Below are 14,018 nucleotides of genomic sequence, written 5' to 3' on the forward strand. Positions count from 1 at the left end.
CTTTTGCTCGAATCTGACCCATTGACACGGGCTGTATGTTGTTCTGGTGGAAGACCAACGACGCACTCCCGGCTCTCAGACTTCACTTCGTGAAGCCAACCGGGCACGAATCGTCGATGCGATCAAGAAGCACGGCGGCCTCACGCAGGTCGAACTCGCCGGGGCCACGGGCCTGTCTCCCGCCACTGTCTCGAACATCGTCAAAGAGGGTGTCGGCACCGGGCTGCTGCACACCGCGACCATCACCCGCAGCGGCCGGCGGGCGCAGCACGTCACGCTCGCGCACACCCTCGGCCTGTTCGTGGGAGTGCACTTCTCGACCCGGCACATGCGCATCGCGCTGGCCGACGCGGCCCACACGGTGGTGGCCGAGCACCACATGCCCTTGGCCAAAGACCACCGCGCCGACAATGAGCTTGACAAGACCACCCTGCTGCTGGCCGACATGCTCGACTCAGTCGACGCCAGCATGCCCGACGTTCTCGCGGTGGGCATCGCGGTGCCTGCGCCGCTCGACCGCGAGACCGGCACCACCGCGCGCAACGGCATCATGCGCGGATGGGACGGGGTGGCCGTCGCCGAGGTGATGCAGCGCCGGCTGAAGCGGCCCGTCTTCGTCGACAACGCCGCGAACCTGTCGGCCCTCGCCGAGTTCCGACTCGGTGCCGCCCGCGGCAAGAGCAACTCGGTGACCCTCGACATCGGCGACGGCATCGGGGCCGGGCTGATTCTCAACGGCGCCATCTTCCGCGGCCACAACGGCGTCGCCGGCGAGTTCGGGCACACGACCATCCTCGAGAACGGGCCCCTGTGCCGCTGCGGCAACCGCGGCTGCCTCGAGGCCATCGCGGGCGGCCCGGCGCTGCTGGATGACCTGCGCGAGCAGCTCGGCACCATCAAGCTCAACGACGTGGTGCTGCGCGCCATGTCGGGCGAACCGACGTCGATGCGCGCCCTCGCCGACGCGGGCCGGCACATCGGGGTGGCCGCCGCGAACCTGTGCAACCTGCTCGACCCGGAACGCATCGTGGTCGGCGGCGAGCTGTCGCGGGCAGGCGAGCTGCTGCTCGGTCCGCTGCGTCACGCGGTCGAGCGCTCGATCATCGTCGGCCCCGATCTGATGCCCGAAATCGTGCAGGGCCAGCTGGGGGCCCGCGCGGCAACGCTCGGGGCGGCCGTCTACGCGGTCGATAGCGTCAACATCCTGCCCGAAGACAGAAGTGATTGAGTTGTTATCTATTCCTTGACTTCAAGACTTGACGACAACATCGAAAGGTGCCAAGCTCACTCCAGCCGCCAAAGAGGGCGGCACGATTACGGAGGTTTCTCAATGAAGATCGCCACCACGAGAGCGGTCATTGCCACGGCCGCGCTCCTGCTCGCAGCCGGCTCGCTCACAGCATGTTCGAACGGATCATCGAACGGTTCGTCGAACGCGACGGCAACCGCATCAAGTGCCAAGATCGGCTTGCTGCTTCCCGACTCCGTCACCGCTCGCTACGAGAGCGCTGACAAGCCCTACTTCGAGGCCAAGGTCACGGCGCTCTGCCCCGACTGCACGGTTCTCTACGCGAACGCCGACGGCGACGCAGCGAAGCAGCAGCAGCAGGCTGAGTCGATGCTGACGCAGGGCGTCAACGTTCTGGTTCTCGACCCCTTCGACGGCGAGGCCGCAGCAGCCATCGTCGGCGAGGCGAAGGCGAAGAACATCCCGGTCATCTCGTACGACCGCCTCATCGACAGCCCCGACTCCTCGGCCTACATCTCGTTCGACAACGAGAAGGTCGGCGAACTGCAGGGCCAGGCCCTGGTCGACAAGCTCAAGAAAGACGGCGTCGCCGCCGGTGCGGGCATCCTGATGGTCAACGGTTCGCCGACTGACAACAATGCCACCCTGTTCAAGAAGGGCGCGCACTCGGTCATCGACACGTCGGGCTACAAGGTCCTCGCCGAGTACGACACACCCGGGTGGGACCCGGCTCAGGCCCAGACCTGGGTCGCCGGCCAGATCACCCAGTTCGGCAACCAGATCACCGGTCTGTACGCCGCCAACGACGGCACTGCCGGTGGCGCCATCGCAGCCCTCAAGGGTGCGAACGTCAGCCCCCTGCCTCCCGTCACGGGCCAGGACGCCGAGCTTGCCGGCATCCAGCGCATCCTCTCGGGTGACCAGTACATGACCGTCTACAAGGCCCTCAAGCCCGAAGCCGAGCAGGCTGCGACCCTCGCCGTCTCGCTCGCCAAGGGTGAGTCGGTCAACGGCACCAGCACCACCAACACTGCTGGTGGAGCGGCCATCCCGTCGTTCCTGCTCGTTCCGGTCGCCGTCACGGTCGACAACATCGAGAGCACCGTCGTGGCCGATGGCTTCTACACCGCCGCGCAGATCTGCACGCCGGACTACGCAGCCGCCTGCGCTACCGCCGGCATCAAGTAAGTAACCGAGTGAAACCCGGCCGGGGTGTGTACACACGCCCCGGCCGGGTTTACTTTGAGCCCAGCGCACAATTTTCATGGCTTCACCCGCTGCTGGCGGGCGAACGAACAACCGAACGCTACACAAAGGAGTAACCGTGACGATGGAATCCGCCGTCGCCGAACCCAGCAGCGCCACTCGCGAGCCTGTTCTCTCGCTCAGGGGCGTCTCGAAGGGCTTCGGTGCTGTACGCGCACTGACCGACATCGACCTAGACATCTACCCCGGTGAGGTCGTCGCCATCGTCGGCGACAACGGCGCGGGCAAGTCGACCCTCGTCAAGATCCTGGCCGGCGTTCACCCCCAAGACTCCGGCACCATCAAGTTCGACGGCCAGATCGTGAACATCCCGACTCCGACCGCCTCACGTGCCCTCGGTATCGCCACCGTCTTCCAAGACCTCGCCCTGTGCGACAACCTCGATGTGGTGTCGAACCTCTTCCTCGGCCGCGAGATCGTGCACGGCGTCTCACTCGACGAAGAAGAGATGGAGCAGCGCTCGTGGAGCCTGCTGCGCCAGCTCTCTGCCAAGATCCCCTCGGTACGCATCGCCGTCGCCTCGCTCTCGGGCGGCCAGCGCCAGACCGTGGCCATTGCTCGTTCACTGATCGGCGAGCCGAGCGTCGTCATTCTCGACGAGCCCACCGCCGCCCTGGGCGTCGCCCAGACGGCCGAGGTGCTGAACCTCGTCGAGCGCCTGCGCGAGCGCGGCCTCGGCGTGCTGCTCATCAGCCACAACATGGCCGATGTGCAGGCCGTCGCCGACCGCGTCGCCGTGCTGCGCCTCGGGCGCAACAACGGTGACTTCCACGTGGCTGACGTCAGCTACGAGGAGATCATCTCTGCCATCACCGGCGCCACCGACAACGTGGTGACCCGCCGCGCCAGCGCGCACGCCGTCGAGTCGGCCGCCGCCAACGCAGAGGCAACCGGTGCATCGAGCAGCGCAGCCGAGGCCGTCGCCGCCCCGAGCGCCGGCGCCGTCGCCGAGCCCCTGCCGAACAACGCCACTGGTATCGACGACGCTACAGAGGAGAACCGCTGATCATGACCAACACTTCAGTCGAAACACCTGCAGAGCGCGCCGCCGACCTGCAAGACGAGCGCCTCGTTCGCACCGAGGGTGTGCGCGGCGCCGTTCTCGCCTTCCGCCAGCGCGTGCGCGGCGGCGACCTGGGCTCGCTGCCCGTGGTCATCGGCCTGATCGTCATCTGCATCATCTTCCAGGTGCTGAACCCGAACTTCCTCTCGGCCAACAACCTGGTGAACCTCACCCTGCAGTGCGCCGCCGTCGGCACCATCTCGATCGGCATCGTGCTGGTGCTGCTGCTCGGCCAGATCGACCTGTCAGTCGGTTCGGTGAGCGGTCTGGCCGCGGCCATCCTCGGCGTCGGCCTCACCCAGCTCAAGTGGCCGGTCGCCCTCGCGATCATTGTCGCCCTGCTGGTCGGTGCCGCCATCGGCTACCTCTACGGCCTGCTGTTCACCCGGTTCGGCGTGCCGAGCTTCGTGATCACCCTGGCTGGTCTGCTCGCCTTCCTCGGCCTGCAGCTGAAGATCCTCGGCCCGAACGGCTCGATCAACCTGCCGTACGACTCGTGGATCGTGCAGTTCGCGACCTCGTCGTTCCTTCCGCCGTGGGCCGCCTACGCCCTCGCCGTGATCGCGGCCGGTGCGCTGTTCTTCTCCGACGTCATGCGCGCACGCCGCCGCCGCAAGGCAGGGCTCTCGACCGGCGCGTTGTCGGTCACGCTGATCAAGGCCATCGCCTTGCTCGTCGTGCTGCTGCTCGCCGTCGCCTATCTGGCGACCGACCGCGGCCTCGGTGCCTCGTTCCTGTTGTTCGTGCTGCTCGTCATCATCATGAACTTCTTTCTCACCCGTACCCGCTGGGGCCGCTCGGTCTTCGCGGTCGGTGGATCGGTCGAGGCGGCACGTCGTGCCGGTATCAAGGTCAACCGCATCTACATCACCGTGTTCATCCTGTGCTCGAGCTTCGCCGCCCTCGGTGGTCTGCTCGCGTCGGCCCGCCTCACCAGTGCCAGCCTGTCGTCGGGTGGTGGCGACACCAACCTGAACGCCATCGCCGCCGCCGTCATCGGTGGTACGAGCCTCTTCGGCGGTCGCGGCAGCGCCTACTCGGCACTGCTCGGTATTCTGGTCATCCAGTCGATCTCGTCGGGCCTCACCCTGCTGAACCTCGACTCGTCGATCCGCTACATGATCACCGGCGCGGTTCTGCTGCTCGCGGTCATCATCGACTCGCTGTCGCGCCGCTCGCGCGCCAGCCACGGCCAGGCGTAACAGCCCGCGGCCGATCGGTCGCACCCGCTCCATCCGGCCGCCGGCCGCCCCAGCACCACCGGGGCGGCCGGCGGTCTTGTCGGTGCCGGTGCTTAGGATTGCACTGCACTGCACGAACGAACGAGAGCCTTTCGAGATGACCTACGACCAGCCGACTCCCCCGCCGCGGCGCCCGCTCACCGCGCTGTGGATCGCCCTCGGCAGCATCGGCTTCCTCGCGTTGACCGCGATCGGAGTCATCGTCACGATCGCCGGCGCCAATACGTTCGGTCAGGCGCTCGGGCGTGCGGCCACGCCGCAGTTCTCGGCGGCCGACGCCTCCGCCGTTCTGCTCACGCCTTCGCAGGGCGACCGGTTCGGCACCTGGGCCGCACCGCAGACCGAGAGCACCGTAGTCGGCGACGCCCAGAGTCAGCTGCAGGATTCGTGGCAGAACGACTCGCCGCAGCCGTCGTCGCTGCCCTGCGAGTTCGCCTACTCGCTCTACCCCGTGACGAACCTCGAAACCGGGTCGCAGCAGTCGCAGCCGGTCGAACTGAACGACCAGTTCGTGAGCATCGGCGACAACTCCTCGATCAGCCAGTCAACGCGGGTGTTCGCCAGCAGCGCCGAGGCGTCGGCCTACATCTCGTCGATGCGCACCCTGATCGACGGATGCTCGTCGTACGCCACCGCGTCGTGGAGTGCCACGGTGGCGCCCCTCCCCCTCGACTCGGTCTCGCTCAACAGCGCCGGCTGGGCAGAGACCGGCACCGGCGACGCCGCCGGCGCATCGTACTTCGCCGCCGACGTGCAGCGGGGCAACGTCGTGACCAGGCTGACGGGTGAGGCGGCCGTCGGCGACGAGGGCGCGCTCGATGCGGCACTGTTCACCTCGGTGGTCGACGTGGCGGCGTCGAACCTGGCACAGCTGAAGCCGGGCGCCGGGGCGGCCGCGGGGCAGACCTCGGTCTGAGCCTGGGCTCTACGCCCGGGGTGAGGTCTCGCGCGCCGTGTCGGCGGCCCGGTGCGGTGAGACCCAGCCGCGCCTTGATCCCGCCTTCACCCGCCTTTCACCCTGCCCTCCATCCGCGTAGGGTGGGGGCGACGAGGAGCCGCCGTGCCTGACGAAGAACCCGACCCGACCAAGGTCACCAACCAGCCCGCGCTGACCACCTCGACCGGGCGCATCTGGCTCGTGATGGGCGGCCTGTTCGCCCTGATCTCGGCGATCGTGCTGTTCTTCCTGCTGCCGCTCGCGCCTCACGGCCTGGCGGCGGTGGCGCTGGCCGTGGTGCTGCTGCTCTACGTGGCGATGGTGGTCACCCAGCTGCTGACGCGCCGGGGACGGGCGAGGCTGGGCGTGCTCGCCGCGCTGATGCTGACCATCGCGGCGGTGGCGCTGGTGAGCATCCTGATCATCGCAACGGCGCAGATCAGCCCCTGACGCGCCGAACCGACGACTGCGGCCGCCGCCGGCCGGCCGACTCGGCCACCGCGCCCGAGGCATGTCGCCTGCTCGATGGCTGCCGTCGACTCGCTCGGGCAGCCCGCTCCCAGCCCCTCAACAGGTTGCTCATAGCCTCACCGGCCAGACTGGCGGGGGCTGATGCACCGTCGACCCGTTCTGACATATCGAGGTTTCATGCGCAAGATCGCCCTTCTCGCCGCGGCAGCCGCCGTCGCGCTCACGCTCGTCGGCTGCAGTTCGTCAGCGAGCCCCGCTGCGTCGCCCGCGGCCTCGGGATGCACGCTGACTGCCCCCGGAACGAATTCGGCCGCGGTCTCGGTCACCGGTGATCTCGACACCCTGCCCGTGACCACCTTCACGGCCCCGATGACGGCGACCACCACCGAGCGCACGGTGCTCATCGACGGAACCGGCGACCAGGTCACCGACGGATCTGTCGCGACGGTCGACTTCACCCTCTACAACGGCACCTCGGGCCAGCAGCTGTTCACCACCACCGACGCGGAGGTCGGCGCCCAGTCGATCACGGTCGACGACTCGCAGTTTCTGCCCGGCATCGTGAAGGCCGTCGACTGCGCGACCGTGGGGTCGCGCATCGTGGCTGTCGTGCCGCCGGCCGACGCGTGGGGCACCGACGGCAACTCGACCCTCGGTGTCGCCGCCACCGACACCGTGGTGTTCGTCATCGACGTGAAGGCCGTCGCCGCCGCGACGCCGACGCCGACCCCGACCCCGTCGGCGACGCTCGACCCGAACATGCCGCTGAAGGCCACCGGCGCCGATCAGCCGGCGCCGGCCGGGTTCCCCACCGTGACGCTCGCCGACGACGGCACGCCCACCGTCACCATTCCCAGCACGCCGGCACCGGCGACGCTGCAGATCGCGGTTCTGAAACAGGGCGACGGGGCGACCGTCGCCGACGGCGACACCGTGACCGTGCAGTACCAGGGCGTCATCTGGTCGACGGGCAAGGTCTTCGACCAGAGCTGGGGCAGCGGGCCGGCCACGTTCAGCACCAGCCAGGTCATCAAGGGCTTCTCTGCCGCGCTCGTCGGGTACGCCGTCGGGTCGCAGGTCATCGTCGTGATTCCGCCCGACCAGGGTTACGGTTCAGCCGGCAACTCGACCGCCGGAATCAGCGGCACCGACGACATCGTGTTCGTCATCGACATTCTCGCCACGACGGCCGCCTAGGCTGGCACGAACCAGAAAGCCGGGTGCCCTATGAAGACCGCCGTTTCGCTGACCCTTCCCGCCTGGCTCGTCGACGAGCTGCCCGGCCTGCCGACCCGGCTCGACACGGTCGAGCAGCGCATGGCGCTGGTCAACACGCTGGCTGCACGCAATCACGTCGAGGGCAACGGCGGCCCGTTCGCCGCGCTGGTCGCCGACCGGCAGACCGGCGAGCTGGTCTCGGTGGGCGTCAATGTCGTGCTCTCCACAGGGCTCGCCGCCGCGCACGCCGAGTTCATGGCGCTGAGCCTCGCCCAGGCCGAGCTCGGCGGGTGGGATCTGGGCGCCGACCGCGATCGGCAGCTCGAGCTGGTGGTGAACTGGCGGCCGTGCGTGATGTGTTACGGGTCGACCCTGTGGTCGGGCATCCGTCACCTGGTCGTGGCGGGGTCGGGGCCCGAGCTCGAGCAGCTCACGGGGTTCGATGAGGGCCCGATGCGCGCTGACTGGGCCGAACAGTTCGAGAGCCGCGGCATCTCGGTGACGCAGGGCGTGGGCCGCGAGGATGCCCTGGCGGTGTTCGCCGCGTACGGAGCGTCGAACGCGCTGATCTACAACGCTCGTGGGGGCGACGGGGTCGTCATTCCGCAGTAGTCAGAACGCCAGCGACGGCTCGTCGGCGACCGAGAGGGTCAGCACCGCCTGCTGGATGAGTTCGTCTTTCTCGATCTCGCGCTCGATGTTCCTGATGCGCTCGGCGACCAGCTCTTCGGCGTCGTTGCCCGCCAGGTCGACGGCCGCGACCAGAAAGAGCCGGCCCGGGCCGACGAACTCGAGGTGCAGGTACGTCACCCGCACGATGCCCGGCGACGCGAGCAGCCGCCGGCCGGCGCTCACCCTGAACTTCTCGGGCGGATTCAGCCCGACGAGATAGCGGCGGTTCTGGTTGATGAGAATGATGGCCACGCCCGCCAGCAGCAGCCCGATCAGAATCGAGCCGATCGAGTCGTACGCCGGGTTGCCGGTGACCTGGTGCAGCAGAATGCCGAGAAAGGCGATGGCGAGGCCGGCGAGCGCCGCCGAGTCTTCGGCGACGACACCGCGCAGCGTCGCGTCAGAGCCGTTCACCACGTAGTCGACCGCGTCGCGTTCGTACTTCGCGGCGGTGCGCCGAGCCTGGATGACCGACTGCAGCAGCGACGCCCCCTCGAGCAGCGCCGACACACCGAGCACCGCGTAGGCGATGCCGAAATCTGACGCCGGCTCGGGGTCGAACAGCTCCTGCACACCGTGCATCACCGAGACGACCGCGCCCACCGTGAACACGCCGACCGCCGCCAGCAACGACCACACGTAGGCCTCGCGGCCGTACCCGAGCGGATGCTCGTCATCGCTCGCGCGCACCGAACGCTTGTCGGCGACCAGCAGAAAGACCTCGTTGCCGGCGTCTGCCCACGAGTGTGCCGCCTCGGCGACCAGCGAGGCGGAGCCCGTGATGGCGGCGGCGACCGATTTGGCGATCGCCACGAGAATGTTGGCGATGAACGCGAGTACGACGACCAATACGCTCCTGTCACCGTGGGTTTCGACCCAGCCTAACGAACCACCGCCCGTCTGCCCAGCAGGCGCTTCGCCCCCCGAAACAGGAGAAGAATGGAGAGGTTCGTCTACCGACCGGGAGGATCAGCCGTGGCAGCACACTACAACGTCGTCATTCTGGGAGCGGGGCCGGGCGGCTACGTCGCGGCCGTGCGCGCCGCCCAGCTCGGGCTGAGCGTCGCCGTCGTCGAACAGAAGTACTGGGGCGGTGTGTGCCTGAACGTGGGATGCGTGCCGGCGAAGACCCTGCTGCGCAACGCCGAGATCGCCCACATCTTCTACTCCGAGGCCGACACCTTCGGCATCTCGGGCGATGTGAGCTTCGACTACGGCATCGCCTACGACCGCAGCCGCAAGGTGGCCGACGGGCGCGCCAAGGGCGTGCACTTCCTGATGAAGAAGAACAAGGTGACCGAGTACGACGGCCGCGGCACGTTCGCCGACGCCCACACCCTCGACGTCGCGCTGAACACGGGCGAGACCGAACGGCTCACCTTCGACAACGCCATCATCGCCACCGGCTCGACCGTTCGGCTGCTGCCCGGCACCACTCTCAGCGAGAACGTGGTGACCTACGAGAGCCTCATTCTCGAACGCGAGCTGCCCTCGTCGCTCGCCATCGTCGGCGCCGGCGCCATCGGTATCGAGTTCGCCTACGTCATGGCCAACTACGGCGTCGAGGTCACCATCATCGAATTCCTGCCGCGCGCCCTGCCCAACGAAGACGCTGACGTCTCGAAAGAGGTCGAGAAGCAGTTCAAGAAGCTCGGCGTGCCGATTCTCACCTCGACCAAGGTCGAGAGCGTCGTCGACAACGGCACCTCGGTCACCGTCAGCTACACCGACAAGTCGGGTGCAGCCGGCCAGCTCGAGGCCGACAAGGTGCTGATGTCGATCGGGTTCGGCGCCAATGTCGAGGGCTTCGGGCTCGAGAACACCGGCGTCGCCCTGACCGAGCGCGGCGCGATCGCCGTCGACGACTACATGCGCACCAACGTCGAGGGCCTCTACGCCATCGGCGACGTCACCGCTAAGCTGCAGCTCGCCCACGTGGCCGAAGCGCAGGGCATCGTCGCGGCCGAGACGATCGGCGGCGCGGAGACCCTCGCGCTGGGCGACTACCGCATGATGCCGCGCGCCACGTTCTGCCAGCCCCAGGTCGCCAGCTTCGGCCTCACCGAGCAGCAGGCGCGCGACGAGGGGTACGACGTGAAGGTCGCGACGTTCCCGATGATGGCGAACGCCAAGGCGCACGCGCTCGGCGAGACCAGCGGCTTCGTGAAGCTCGTCGCCGACGCCACCCACGGCGAGCTGCTCGGCGGCCACCTCATCGGCCACGACGTCTCCGAGCTGCTGCCCGAGCTGACCCTGGCGCAGAAGTGGGATCTGACGGCCTTCGAACTCGCCCGCAACGTGCACACGCACCCGAGCCTCAGCGAGTCGATGCAAGACGCCTTCCACGGTCTCACCGGCCACATGATCAACCTCTAGTGCCGTGGGCATGAGTTCGCCGGGCGTGGTCTGATGCCCATCGTCAGCGCGGGCATCCTGCTCTACCGGGGCGAGCCGGCCGAGCTCGAGGTGTTCATCGCGCGTATGGGCGGGCCGTTCTGGGCGAAGAAGGATGACCGGGCCTGGTCGGTGCCGAAGGGGCTGCTCGAGGGCGACGAAGACGCGCTGGTCGCGGCCCGCCGCGAGTTCCGTGAGGAGATCGGCGTGGATGCCCCACCCCTCGACTACGCGCTGCTCGGCGACTTTCGGCAGCGCTCGGGCAAGGTGGTGCGGGTGTTCGTCGCGCGCGCCGACTCCCCCGGCGCTCCGGCGGGGGCCGCCACACTCGCCTTCGCGTCGAGCAACACGTTCAGCACCGAATGGCCCCCGCGGTCGGGGCGCCAGCAGGAGTTTCCCGAGATCGCCGATGCCCGCTGGCTGCCCCTCGCCGAGGCGGCCCGCAAGCTCGTCGCCGGCCTGGTGCCGGCTCTGGATGCCCTGCAGACGCTGCTCGACGCGGGCGCGACCTCCGACTGAGCTACCCGATCGACGTACGGATTCGGAACAGTGTCGGGGTCACAGACTGTTCCGAACCCTCATATCGATTTCAGCGGCGGGGGGGGGCGGCCGGTTCCGGGGGCGCCCCCGTCTCGGTCAGAGGGTGGAGATCAGGCCGCCGTCAATGGTGATGTTCGCTCCCGTGATGTTGGCCGCGCGGCCGTCGGCCAGGAACAGAACGACGTCGGCCACCTCCGCCGGATGCGTGAACCGGCGGGTCGCCGAGTCGGCAACCGCCGAGCTGACGACAGCGGCAGCATCCTGGCCGCTGGCGGCCGAGATGGTCGCGGCGACGCCGCCGACTCCCAGCCACAGGTCGGTCTCCACCGGGCCGGGGCTGACGCTGTTGACCCGGATGCCGTACTGCCCCACCTCCTTCGACAGCGACTTGGCGAAATTGAGCTGTGCCCCCTTGGCTGCGCTGTAGTCGATGACGGCGGGGTCGGGCAGCGTGGAGTTGACCGACGCGATGTTCACGATCGCGCCGGAACGGGCCCCGATCATCAACGGCAGCACGGCGCGGGTGGTGCGAACCGTCGCCATCAGGTTCAGGTTGATCGACTGGAGCCATTGGTCGTCTGTGACGCTCAGAAACCCCTCGAGCCTCGTCGTGGCGGCGCCGACGTTGTTGACGAGGATGTCGACGCGCCCGCCGGCTGCGGCCACCAGGGCCGCAGGCGCATCCACCTGCGAGAGGTCGACAGGAACGAACGTGACCGAGCCGGCCGCCACCAGCTCGTCGATCGCTGCCGAACTCGATCGTGCTCCCGCGACGACATGCGCTCCCGCTTCGACCAGGGCCTGCACGATCGCGAGCCCGATACCCTTGCTCGCGCCCGTTACGACCGCGGTTCTTCCCTCCAGCACGTGCCCTCCCCTGTCGCACCCTGAGCGACGCGCAGTCGCTCGCGTCACAGCTTAGAGGCCGAGGCGCGACCACCGACAGAGTGCGCAGGCGTCGGCTCTGGCGAGAGCACGATCAGCGTTTGTCTGCGGTGACGAGGGAGAGGGGCTGGGTCACGGTCTCGAGCGACTTGCGTTCGGCATCCACCCCGAAGATGAACGCGATCACCCCACCGAGAATCATCACGCCGGCACCGATGAAGTAGCCGACGGTGAGCGGGCCACGATCGGAGCCGTCGCCGATCAGCACGCCGTAGAGCAGCGGCGCGCCGGCACCGGCGAGCTGGCCGAGGGCGAAGAAGTACGAGATGGCCTGGCTGCGCAGCTCGAGCGGGAAGATCTCGCTGACGGTGAGGTAGGCACTGGAGGCACCGGCCGAGGCGAAGAAGAACGAGACGCACCAGAAGAGGGTCTGGGTGGCCGCGTTTAGCGTGCCGGCGTGGAAGAGCACGGCCGAGACCGCGAGTACCGCCCCCGCGATGCCGTAGGTCAGGAAGATCATCTTGCGACGACCCCAGACGTCGAACAGGTGCCCGAGCACCAGCGGGCCGAGCAGGTTGCCGATGGCGAACGGAAAGAAGAAGTACTGCGTCGAACTGGGGCTGGTGCCGTAGAAGTTCTGCAGCACCAGGGCGTAGGTGAAGAAGATCGCGTTGTAGAGGAACGACTGCGTGATCATCATGGTCGCGCCGACCAGTGTGCGCTTCGGGTACTGCCTGAGCAGCACGTGCGCGATCTGGCGGAACGGGATGCTCTCGGTCGCCGTGACCGTGATCGCCTTGTCGTCGTCGACCGGCGTCAGCTCGCCGCCCTCGCGCTGCACCCGCGCCTCGATGTCGTCGACCGTCTCCTCGGCCTCCTTCTCGCGACCGTGCGTCATCAGCCAGCGCGGGCTTTCGGGGATGTGCCGGCGCAGGAAGATGACGCCGAGGCCCAGCACCGGGCCGATGAAGAAGCCGATGCGCCAGCCGATGTTCTCGGCGAAGATGTCGGGGTTCAGCAGAAAGAGGTTGGCGAACGAGCCGAGCGCGGCACCCGCCCAGTAGGTGCCGTTGATGGCGATGTCGACGCGGCCGCGGTACTTCGACGGAATCAGTTCGTCGATGGCCGAGTTGATGGCCGCGTACTCGCCGCCGATGCCCATGCCGGCGAAGAACCGGAAGATGTAGAAGAACCAGATGGCCGGCGAGAGACCGGCGATGGCGCTCGCGATGAGGTAGATCGCGAGCGTCAGGATGAAGAGCTTCTTGCGGCCCAGCTTGTCGGAGAGCCGGCCGAAGAACAGCGCGCCGACGATCTGGCCGACCAGATAGACCGTGCCGGCCGCGCCGACCTCGGCCGCCGACATGCCGAGCGACGACTGGTAACCGGCCGAGGCCACGATCTGGATCTCGAGGCCGTCGAGGATCCAGGAGAACCCGAGACCCACGACGATAGACCAGTGGAACCTCGTCCACGGCAGCCGATCCATCCTGGCCGGAACCAGGCTCTTCACCGCTCCGCTGCTGCTGGCCGGTGCTCCACTGACAGTCGACACGTTGCACTCCTCCTCGAGCCGAAACCTTGTTGGCTGTTTGAGGCTAGACCTGAGGTCGATGCTCGGCGAGGAGGGTGACAAACGGAGGCGTCAGGCGTACGCTCCGCCCGACGGGCTCAGTAGACGAAGAGCTGGCCCAGAATGACGACGACGATCACGAAGAGCACGATGATGCCGCCCACGATTTTGATGCCCCGGCTGGTGAGGTGTGTGAACCCGTAGCCCACCAGGAACGGCAGGGCGAGCAGCATCAGCGAGAGGATCCACCAGAACGCCCGGTAGCCAAACTGGCTGGCATCGGCCAGGTGCGACCCGAACAGTTTCTGCGTCTGCGGGTTGGTCGCGAACGCGATCGTCGCCGAGAGCGGAAACGCGATGAGCACGAAGGTGATGAGACCGGCGAACGCGCCCCAGCCGCCGCGGTGTGCGTCTTCGATGGCGGTGTGCTGGGTCGAACCGCCGCCCTGGGCGTTCTTGTGGTGCTGGCTGTTCTTCGAAGGGGTCTGGCGCGAACTCATAGCTGCACT

At 67.9% G+C, this 14,018-nt stretch carries 14 protein-coding genes; 10 read left to right on the forward strand and 4 right to left on the reverse strand.

The annotated features are described in order from the left end of the window. The first annotated feature begins 46 nt into the window (after positions 1-46). The 8 genes from V3W46_RS13810 to V3W46_RS13845 all read left to right on the forward strand — a co-directional run bounded on the left by V3W46_RS13810 (position 47) and on the right by V3W46_RS13845 (position 8,057). Positions 47-1,228, forward strand: a complete 1,182-nt coding sequence (locus V3W46_RS13810; RefSeq protein WP_331783705.1) for an ROK family transcriptional regulator — start codon at positions 47-49, stop codon at positions 1,226-1,228. 102 nt (positions 1,229-1,330) lie between these two features. Continuing rightward, a complete protein-coding gene (locus V3W46_RS13815) occupies positions 1,331-2,437 on the forward strand; it encodes a sugar ABC transporter substrate-binding protein (RefSeq protein ID WP_331783706.1) in 1,107 nt (368 codons plus the stop codon). Positions 2,438-2,579: 142 nt separating this feature from the next. Beyond that, positions 2,580-3,521: an ATP-binding cassette domain-containing protein gene (locus V3W46_RS13820; protein WP_331783731.1), complete on the forward strand. Its 942-nt coding sequence runs from the start codon at positions 2,580-2,582 to the stop codon at positions 3,519-3,521. Between the two features lie 2 nt (positions 3,522-3,523). After that, a complete protein-coding gene (locus V3W46_RS13825) occupies positions 3,524-4,780 on the forward strand; it encodes a sugar ABC transporter permease (protein ID WP_331783707.1) in 1,257 nt (418 codons plus the stop codon). A 136-nt stretch (positions 4,781-4,916) separates the two neighbouring features. After that, positions 4,917-5,735: a hypothetical protein gene (locus V3W46_RS13830; RefSeq protein ID WP_331783708.1), complete on the forward strand. Its 819-nt coding sequence runs from the start codon at positions 4,917-4,919 to the stop codon at positions 5,733-5,735. 144 nt (positions 5,736-5,879) lie between these two features. Then, positions 5,880-6,206, forward strand: a complete 327-nt coding sequence (locus V3W46_RS13835) for a hypothetical protein (RefSeq protein ID WP_331783709.1) — start codon at positions 5,880-5,882, stop codon at positions 6,204-6,206. A gap of 198 nt (positions 6,207-6,404) precedes the next feature. After that, positions 6,405-7,424 (forward strand): FKBP-type peptidyl-prolyl cis-trans isomerase, encoded by a 1,020-nt coding sequence (locus V3W46_RS13840; RefSeq protein ID WP_331783710.1) that lies wholly within the window; start codon positions 6,405-6,407, stop codon positions 7,422-7,424. A 30-nt stretch (positions 7,425-7,454) separates the two neighbouring features. After that, positions 7,455-8,057 carry a nucleoside deaminase gene (locus tag V3W46_RS13845; protein WP_331783711.1) on the forward strand — a complete coding sequence of 201 codons (603 nt, stop codon included), beginning with the start codon at positions 7,455-7,457 and terminating at the stop codon, positions 8,055-8,057. Here the strand turns inward: V3W46_RS13845 and V3W46_RS13850 are convergent, their stop codons facing one another. Then, complete coding sequence (locus tag V3W46_RS13850) at positions 8,058-8,966, reverse strand: cation diffusion facilitator family transporter (RefSeq protein WP_331783712.1); 909 nt, start codon at positions 8,964-8,966, stop codon at positions 8,058-8,060. It lies immediately after the preceding gene. A gap of 90 nt (positions 8,967-9,056) precedes the next feature. Here V3W46_RS13850 and lpdA point away from each other — a divergent pair, with 90 nt between their 5' ends. Beyond that, on the forward strand, positions 9,057-10,493 hold the full coding sequence (gene lpdA, locus V3W46_RS13855) for a dihydrolipoyl dehydrogenase (protein WP_331783713.1): 1,437 nt from the start codon (positions 9,057-9,059) through the stop codon (positions 10,491-10,493). Positions 10,494-10,526: 33 nt separating this feature from the next. After that, entirely contained in the window at positions 10,527-11,030 is a 504-nt protein-coding gene (locus tag V3W46_RS13860) for an NUDIX domain-containing protein (RefSeq protein WP_331783714.1), read from the forward strand. Positions 11,031-11,147: 117 nt separating this feature from the next. Here V3W46_RS13860 and V3W46_RS13865 read toward each other — a convergent pair whose 3' ends face one another. The 3 genes from V3W46_RS13865 to V3W46_RS13875 all read right to left on the reverse strand — a co-directional run bounded on the left by V3W46_RS13865 (position 11,148) and on the right by V3W46_RS13875 (position 14,009). Beyond that, positions 11,148-11,918: an SDR family NAD(P)-dependent oxidoreductase gene (locus tag V3W46_RS13865; RefSeq protein WP_331783715.1), complete on the reverse strand. Its 771-nt coding sequence runs from the start codon at positions 11,916-11,918 to the stop codon at positions 11,148-11,150. 112 nt (positions 11,919-12,030) lie between these two features. Beyond that, a complete protein-coding gene (locus V3W46_RS13870) occupies positions 12,031-13,491 on the reverse strand; it encodes an MFS transporter (RefSeq protein ID WP_443069992.1) in 1,461 nt (486 codons plus the stop codon). A 116-nt stretch (positions 13,492-13,607) separates the two neighbouring features. After that, positions 13,608-14,009 carry a hypothetical protein gene (locus V3W46_RS13875; RefSeq protein ID WP_331783716.1) on the reverse strand — a complete coding sequence of 134 codons (402 nt, stop codon included), beginning with the start codon at positions 14,007-14,009 and terminating at the stop codon, positions 13,608-13,610. Between the last annotated feature and the right edge of the window lie 9 nt (positions 14,010-14,018).

The organism is Subtercola sp. YIM 133946, from assembly GCF_036553535.1.
Lineage (GTDB): Bacteria > Actinomycetota > Actinomycetes > Actinomycetales > Microbacteriaceae > Subtercola.

Excerpts from the sequence above, each read along its gene's own strand:
- lpdA (WP_331783713.1), top strand. The coding sequence starts at position 9,057 with ATGGAGAGGTTCGTCTACCGACCGGGAGGATCAGCCGTGGCAGCACAC.
- V3W46_RS13825 (WP_331783707.1), top strand. The coding sequence starts at position 3,524 with ATGACCAACACTTCAGTCGAAACACCTGCAGAGCGCGCCGCCGACCTG.
- V3W46_RS13830 (WP_331783708.1), top strand. The coding sequence starts at position 4,917 with ATGACCTACGACCAGCCGACTCCCCCGCCGCGGCGCCCGCTCACCGCG.
- V3W46_RS13860 (WP_331783714.1), top strand. The coding sequence starts at position 10,527 with ATGCCCATCGTCAGCGCGGGCATCCTGCTCTACCGGGGCGAGCCGGCC.
- V3W46_RS13875 (WP_331783716.1), bottom strand. The coding sequence starts at position 14,009 with ATGAGTTCGCGCCAGACCCCTTCGAAGAACAGCCAGCACCACAAGAAC.
- V3W46_RS13815 (WP_331783706.1), top strand. The coding sequence starts at position 1,331 with ATGAAGATCGCCACCACGAGAGCGGTCATTGCCACGGCCGCGCTCCTG.
- V3W46_RS13820 (WP_331783731.1), top strand. The coding sequence starts at position 2,580 with ATGGAATCCGCCGTCGCCGAACCCAGCAGCGCCACTCGCGAGCCTGTT.
- V3W46_RS13845 (WP_331783711.1), top strand. The coding sequence starts at position 7,455 with ATGAAGACCGCCGTTTCGCTGACCCTTCCCGCCTGGCTCGTCGACGAG.
- V3W46_RS13840 (WP_331783710.1), top strand. The coding sequence starts at position 6,405 with ATGCGCAAGATCGCCCTTCTCGCCGCGGCAGCCGCCGTCGCGCTCACG.